Origin of the sequence: Allobosea sp., from assembly GCF_048595345.1 — a bacterium.
Classification (GTDB): domain Bacteria; phylum Pseudomonadota; class Alphaproteobacteria; order Rhizobiales; family Beijerinckiaceae; genus Allobosea.
Genome location: NZ_JBMDWH010000202.1, coordinates 1 through 7,015 on the forward strand (window position 1 = coordinate 1; position 7,015 = coordinate 7,015).

Sequence of the window (7,015 nt, forward strand, 5' to 3'; positions counted from 1 at the left end):
TTCTCGGCCTTGTCCATGCCGAAATCGACGCAGCGCTGCTGCACGAACATGTCGAACTCCTCGAAGGAGTCCCTGTCCAGCAACAGCTCGATGCGCTCGCGCGCCGTCAGCTTGCCTCTGCCGTGCTGCGCCTCGATGCGCCTCTCGCCACCGCCCTTGCGGGCCCCCTCGCGACGCGATTCAAGCTGCTCGAGAACGTCTTTCATGGCGCCCCAGATACAGAGGGGCAATTTGCGTGAGAAGCCATTCCGTGCAAATTTGCGATGCAGAAATGTTTACAAATTTGCGGATGGCTAAGCTTAAGCGGAAATTGTTTGCCGGCCCCGCCATCCGCGCTCTGCGTGAAGAGAGGGGGTGGACCCAGGCAGCTCTCGCGCGCCGCCTCGGCGTTTCGCCGAGCTATCTCAGTCAACTCGAGGCGAGCCAGCGCAGTCTCTCAGGCACGCTTGTGGTCGATCTTGCTCGCCTTTTCCGGGTGAATGTGTCTGCCTTCACGGATGATCACGGCGACAAGCTTGCGGCGAACCTGCGGGAAGCCCTGACCGACCCCGTCTTCGGAAGCTTGGACATCGCCGCAAGGGAGCTGCGAACGGCTGCCGTGCAAATGCCGCATATCAGCAAGGCCCTTCTGGATCTCCATGGCCGTTACCAGGCGCTGGAAGCGAGCTACAGGGCGCTCGACGAAGCTGCCGAGTCTCGCTCGTCAGACCACGCCCGCTCCGGAACGGCGTTCGAGGAGGTGCGCGACTATTTCCATTTCATCGGCAATTATATCGACGAACTCGACCACGAAGCCGAGAGCTTGGCGGGAGCGCTATCGACCGCCCCTGGCGACCCTCTCGAATGCTTGAAGGCACACCTCGCCTCTCGATACGCCATCACGGTTGTCGAGGCGCCTTCGACCTCGCCTGTCCCGTTCGTAAGCCGGCTCGACCGGGCCGCTCGGCACCTGACATTGAACGAGTCCGTCAGCCGCCCGACGAAGGCATTCGCGCTCGCGCGCCATGTCGCGCGAATAGGCCATGGCGACCTTATCGACCGGCTCGCCGCGCAGCCGACCTTCCTGAACCAGGACAGCGCGGCGATCTGCGCTGCCGCTCTGACCAATTATTTCGCGGGAGCCCTGCTCCTGCCCTACAGCACATTTCGGAGGGAGGCCCTGCGCGTTCGCCATGACGTCGAAAGATTGGCGGCGCATTTCGGCGCAAGTCTGGAACAGATTTGCCACAGGCTCTCGACATTGCAGAGGCCGGGCGATCAAGGCGTCCCGATGTATTTCCTGCGTGTGGACCGGGCGGGAAACATCACCAAGCGACACAGCGCGACCCGCTTCCAGTTTGCCCGATACGGCGGTGCCTGCCCGGTCTGGAATATCCACCAGGCATTCGAGGCACCCGACCGTTTTCTCGTCCAGCGCGCCGAGATGCCCGATGGCCGGCAATATCTGTCGATCGCTCGGGCGATCAGCAAGGGAGAAACACGCTTCAACGCAGTCCGCAGCCGTTATGCCATCGGATTTGGATGCGAGATCGCTTACGCTGACGAATTCGTCTACGCCGATGCGATCAAGCTCGGCGATGACACGGCATTCATCGGCATCAACTGTCGGCTCTGCGAACGCGCAGACTGCCTCCAGCGCGCCGTTCCACCCAGCCACCGTTCAGTCGCTGTCGATCCGGACCGCCGGGACGGATTGCCCTACCTCGTGCGATGAGGGCACATCGAAAGACCGACGACGGAGACACAGCCGTCAGGTTGCTCGAAGAGTCCGAATTGTGGCATTCTAGCGTTTTAGCTATTGGCGGTACCCCCTGATGCTTCGACGACAGAAGATGGGCCTTGGAATTCAAGTCTACGAGCACGTTAAGCAGCTTTTGCTCGACGGCGCACTCGACGTCGAAACGCTGATTCCCATCGATACGATCGCGGCCGATCTTGGCGTAAGCCGTCAACCTGTCATGGAGGCGGTTCGCCGGCTCGCACTCGAGGGTTTCGTCAGCATCACACCCCAGGTGGGGAGCTTTCCGCGCCAATATGATCGGCAGGAGCGGATCGACTTTTACAAGCTTCTCGCCGAAGCTGAATGCGTCTGTGTCGGCTTGGCCTGCCAAAGGGCGACACCGGCAGAGGTCAAACGGCTTCAAAGCGTCTCACACGAGATCGGCCAACTGATCGGCGGCCGCCTCGACGAAGTGGAACTCGCCCGAGAATACCGTCGGCTGAACCAGCGTTTCCACTCCGAAATTCACGGCATGATCAAATCGGCGGCCTTGGCCGAAACGACCGAAATGATGGGAGATCTCGGCGACTTCCTTGTCGCGACGGCCGCTGCACCGATTTTCATGGAACGTCTGAAAGTCGCCCATCGCGAGCATGAGGCGATCATCGCAGCGATCGAGGCGCGCGATTCCGAAATCGCGGTCCTGACGATGCGAAGGCACGTGCTTGCCGTTGCGGATCGCATTGCCCGCATGACCGGGCGCGAAAACTCGACGGCGGCCGGGGCTGGGGCGGAAGACTGACCCACGCTCGTGCGCTTCTGCTCGCGGACCGGCGAAAGCGCGAAACTTCGGGATTTTCCGCGCTTGCGTCCGCTTCACGAGGCCGGTCGTTCGGGGCTGTAACGGAGCTCAGTACCCGACAGCGCAACATATTCACGATGTCGATCTTCTAAAACTCTAGAATATTATATATGGAATTGGAATTGCGGCTTCAGGCAGGTTGGACGGCGAGGCGAAAGCGGGCCGTCTCGAGCGTGCCTCGCGACATGCCTAGTGCTGCCGCCGGCCAACTAAACTGGAACCGCAGCCGTGCGATCAGGAATCTGCCCGTGACACTTTTTCCGGCCTTGGACGACATGCTTCGCAAAAGAGCCGAGCTCGGCGTCAAGCCCTTCTATCTGGGAAGCGTGGAGGAAGCGCGTCGTCGGTATGACGCCCTGCAAGCCGCTCTCCAGCCCGACCGGGGCAGCGCTGTCAGACGCGAAGTCGATCACGTCATTGAAGGGGCGGAGCCCCCGGTCAGGGTCCGCCTCTTCGAGCCTTTCTCACAGCCGTGTGGCACCATTCTTTTCGTCCATGGCGGCGGCTGGATCATGGGCTCGCCGGAAACGTTCGCCCCGCTTTGCCGCGAGCTGGCGACAGTCACCGGAATGACCGTGGCGAGCGTGGATTACCGGCTCGCTCCCGAGCACCCCTATCCTGCGCCTCTGGACGATGCCTATGCCGCTCTCTGCTGGGCGGCTGACCAGGGCCCGGGTCCGCTGATCGTCATGGGAGACAGTTCGGGGGGCAATCTCGCGGCGGCCTGCGCTCTGAAGGCCCGAGATCAAAACGGCCCGCCGATCGCGCTTCAGGTGCTGCTCTACCCTGTCCTTCATGCGGATTTCACCCGCTCATCCTATCGCGAATGCGGTTCGGGAGACTTGATCTTGGCGACCGGCGACGTCAGTTGGTTCTGGGATCAATATGCTCCAAACCCTGAGTCGCGACACCAGCACTTGGTGTCGCCTTTGCTTGCCCAAGACCTGCGGAGCTTGCCGCCGGCTATCCTATGCGTGGCGCGATATGATCCCGTGCGGGACGACGGGATGGCGTATGCGGAGCGGCTCAGGCAGGCCGGAGTGCCGGTAATTCTTCGCGTTCATGACGACATGATCCACGGCTTCTTTGGCATGATCGACATCATCGAGCCTGCAAACGCCGCGGTCCGCTGGTTAGGCGACGCAATCCGGACGGAACTGCGCCTCTGACGCGACCGGCCTCTAACGCTTGGCGGCAAGACAGCGTGACGACAACACCGGCGAGCCGACCGTGCTCCTGCGCTCACCGGACGCTGGAACTGGCGCAGGTCGCTTCGCCGAGCGCCTGTCTGACGTCGTAACCATAGATCCATTCGCCATTGTGCAACGTGGCATGCGGATTGGCGAACTGCCGAAGCTTGAACTTGGCGTTTCGTACCCAGCGCGCAAAGGGCGAGCGAAGATGGTTTTCTTGCGCGCGCGAACGCGAACCGCGCTGAACCCTTGCCGTCCGCGCAATGCGGGCGCCTTGATACATGGCGAGGCTGTCTTCGATGCTGCGATCGCGCGCAGAGAGCAGAAGCCCCAGAGACAGCCCGTCCTCCAGAGCCATCGCCGCCCCCTGCCCCATGAAGGGCAGCATCGGATGCGCGGCATCGCCGAGCAACGTAACCCGCCCCTTCGACCAACGCTGAAGCGGCGGGCGGTCGAACAGGCCCCATTTGAAGCAGTTCTCCGCACTTCCGAGAAGAGCTGTCACCCTGTCGTTCCATTGACCGAAGACATGAGACATTTCAGCTCGATCCCCTGGGAGGGTCCAGGATTCGGCCGCCCAGTCGTCCGTCTCATGAACTGCGACGACGTTCAGCAGCGCACCGCCGCGAACATAGTAATGAACCAGATGGCCACCGGGGCCGAGCCAATTGGTTAAGCCGGGCTCGACGGGATGGGGAAGACGCTCCGTGGGAACCGTGAAACGCCAGGCCGCATTGCCAGTGAACTGCGGCTGGTCCGGCCCGAAGAGACTTTCGCGCACCGCCGAGCGAATACCGTCCGCACCGATCACGACGTCCGCCTCGATCTCTTCGCCATCCTCCAGCATCACGACGGCGCAGTCCGGTCGTTGCACCACCTCCCGGCAACGGGCTGAGAAGCGCACATTCCTTGTCGGAACTTCCGCCGCGAGAAGATTGTGCAGATCGGCGCGATGCACGCTCAGATGCGGAGCACCGAAAAGCGTCTCGTAAGCAGATCCGATGTCGGCTCGGAAAAGCGAACGACCGCTTCGCCAATCGCGGAAGACATGATGCCGAGGCTGGAAGCTGCAACGCAGCAAGGCGTCTTCCAGCCCCAGTTCCCGCAAGACCTTGACCGCGTTCGGCGAGAGATTGATCCCGGCCCCGACTTCCCCGAACTGAGCGCTACGCTCGATGACCGAGATGTCGCAGGTGCCACGCATGGCAAGCGCTGCGGCAAGACCGCCTAGCCCGCCACCTACGATCACCACTCGGGGCTTCCTGTTCATAGCGGCTTGCTCTTGCCTGTAAGGGTCGCGGACGCTCTGCCTGCCGGGCCGGCCGGTCTCGCCTAAACGGGCGGCATCGAGCCTCTGGCGAGTTAGAGCGGCGCCGCTCCAGCGGGCCGGTCCACAAGGCCGCGGATCGCCCAGACCTTGTTCTCCGCCAAGCCCAGCAGATCCTGAGCACAATCGCGGGCAAAGAAGTTCGAGACCAATCTGTGCTGCGTCGCCGCGAACATATCCCTGAAGCAGCGTTGCAGCGCCGTGTTGCGCAGCGATACCCCTCCCGCAGTCTTGTGGGAAAAGGTGCAGATGTCGGCCGCAACATTCGTCGCGTGGATCAAGGACAGTCGGGCCAGGGTATACTGCCTCGTCGAAACGGCCTCGCCGCTGCCGACCGTATCGCTGATGTCTTGCCAGACCTCGTAACAGAGGGAACGCGCTGCTCTGAGCTGAGCCTCGGCCAGACCGAAACTCTCCTGAAACGGGGCGTCTCCGCCCTGGATCATCAGCCGGGAGGGGCGCCCGCCTGACGAGTCGGCGAGATCGGCAAGCTCCGACAGGGCGCGGCGCGCCACGCCGAGCGCAACAGCAGTGTGCCCCAACGGCGCCATACCGACGATGCCGAGACGATAGAGGCCGCCACCGCGCTCGGGCATATTCGCATCGGGCGAGTGAGTGAACGCTTCTGGCACGAAGACGTCGGTCATCTCGTAGTCGACACTCCCGGTCGCGCGCAGGCCGACCACGTCCCAGTTCCCCAGCAACTTTGCCTTGGCGGCCGGCACGATGAAGGTTCGCACCTCCGGCTGACCCGTCCGGGGATCGATGCGGGGTTTGCCGTTCTCGAAGACCCTGGCTCCGCTGTGGATCCAGCTCGCGTGAAGAACGCCGCTGCCATAGCTCCACTGCCCAGAAAGCCGGAACCCTTCGCCATCGACGTCGGCGCGTCCGAAGGGGCCGCCATTGCCCGCAATGATCGGGACGCCTGCACCGAAGACCTCGCGCGCTCCCGCATCGGGAAGATATCCGGAGGCAGATCCGATGGAGACATTGCAGGCCATGACGACCCAGCCGGCAGCCGCATCCGCCTCGCTCAAGGCCTCGTAGACTTCCAGCGCAACGACCGGCTCCGCTTCCAGACCGCCGACGGACCGCGCCGCCAGAAGGCCGAACAGGCCGGCCTCCTGCAGCAAGCCCATCACCTCGTTCGTAAGCCTGCCGGCTTGCTCGTTGGCCTCAGCATAATGCCGCAACGTCGGCGCCAACGCATGAGCAGCAGCGATCGAACCGGGCGACCCGGCTTCGAAAACCGACTTTCCTTGAACCTTCAGCATCGGGCTTTCCTCAGCCAGTAGATGTTGTCGATTTATGTGCAGGCGGCGATATATTATATAGTTTTAAACTATATTTTATAATATATATTGATGCAGCGTGTGGGATATTCAAATTTAATCAGCATAAGAATTATGCCACGATACAGAAAGACTACCGCGTATGACGCGCAGAGCGGGTCATCCCGTCCTGACCTGTCCGCCATCGACATAGAACGTTTGTGCCGTGATGAAGGCCGCGTCATCGCTCATCAGAAACGACAGCATGCCGACCAGATCGTCGGGCCGCGAAGGGCGAGGAATCGCCTGACGGTTCGCATGAGCTTCGAACAACTGCTCGGACGTCATCCCGTTGAAGTTCGGTTTCCGCGCGAGAGTTCCCGGCGTCCGCGTGAATCCGGGGGCGATCGCATTCACCGTCACTCCATCAGCGCCGACTTCGCTTGCCAGCGCGCGCGTGAAACCGATCACGCCGGCCTTGCTGGCGATATAATGGGTAAGACCGGGAGCAACCTGCGCGTAGGAATTTGACGTCGTGTTGATCACGCGGCCCCATCGACGCTCCCGCATGCCGGGCACGAATTGTTTGGCGAGCAAAAAATTCGAATCGAGATTGATCGCCATCATCTGCCGCCATTGCTC

Annotated in this window: 7 protein-coding genes; 3 read left to right on the plus strand and 4 right to left on the minus strand. The window is 62.0% G+C overall.

The genetic code is table 11. The features are described from left to right. Positions 1-206 (minus strand): carboxyl transferase domain-containing protein (locus ACOJTB_RS17560; protein WP_420103817.1); only part of this gene is annotated, 206 nt, incomplete at its 3' end. 83 nt (positions 207-289) lie between these two features. Between ACOJTB_RS17560 and ACOJTB_RS17565 the strand changes: the two genes are divergently transcribed. The 3 genes from ACOJTB_RS17565 to ACOJTB_RS17575 all read left to right on the plus strand — a co-directional run bounded on the left by ACOJTB_RS17565 (position 290) and on the right by ACOJTB_RS17575 (position 3,751). Further along, positions 290-1,714 carry a short-chain fatty acyl-CoA regulator family protein gene (locus ACOJTB_RS17565; protein WP_420103818.1) on the plus strand — a complete coding sequence of 475 codons (1,425 nt, stop codon included), beginning with the start codon at positions 290-292 and terminating at the stop codon, positions 1,712-1,714. Between the two features lie 118 nt (positions 1,715-1,832). Next, positions 1,833-2,522, plus strand: coding sequence for a GntR family transcriptional regulator (locus tag ACOJTB_RS17570; protein ID WP_420103819.1), 690 nt, complete (start codon positions 1,833-1,835; stop codon positions 2,520-2,522). A gap of 308 nt (positions 2,523-2,830) precedes the next feature. Then, positions 2,831-3,751, plus strand: coding sequence for an alpha/beta hydrolase (locus ACOJTB_RS17575; protein WP_420103820.1), 921 nt, complete (start codon positions 2,831-2,833; stop codon positions 3,749-3,751). Between the two features lie 73 nt (positions 3,752-3,824). Here ACOJTB_RS17575 and ACOJTB_RS17580 read toward each other — a convergent pair whose 3' ends face one another. From ACOJTB_RS17580 to ACOJTB_RS17590, 3 genes are all read right to left on the minus strand, one after another. After that, complete coding sequence (locus tag ACOJTB_RS17580; protein ID WP_420103821.1) at positions 3,825-5,027, minus strand: FAD-dependent monooxygenase; 1,203 nt, start codon at positions 5,025-5,027, stop codon at positions 3,825-3,827. 110 nt (positions 5,028-5,137) lie between these two features. Then, complete coding sequence (locus ACOJTB_RS17585; RefSeq protein WP_420103822.1) at positions 5,138-6,376, minus strand: acyl-CoA dehydrogenase family protein; 1,239 nt, start codon at positions 6,374-6,376, stop codon at positions 5,138-5,140. 177 nt (positions 6,377-6,553) lie between these two features. After that, on the minus strand, positions 6,554-7,015 hold a 462-nt coding region (locus ACOJTB_RS17590), incomplete at its 5' end, for an SDR family NAD(P)-dependent oxidoreductase (RefSeq protein ID WP_420103823.1).

What these genes read in the sequence shown, in the direction of transcription:
- ACOJTB_RS17565 (WP_420103818.1), top strand. Translation starts at nt 290, where the DNA reads ATGGCTAAGCTTAAGCGGAAATTGTTTGCCGGCCCCGCCATCCGCGCT.
- ACOJTB_RS17570 (WP_420103819.1), top strand. Translation starts at nt 1,833, where the DNA reads ATGGGCCTTGGAATTCAAGTCTACGAGCACGTTAAGCAGCTTTTGCTC.
- ACOJTB_RS17585 (WP_420103822.1), bottom strand. Translation starts at nt 6,376, where the DNA reads ATGCTGAAGGTTCAAGGAAAGTCGGTTTTCGAAGCCGGGTCGCCCGGT.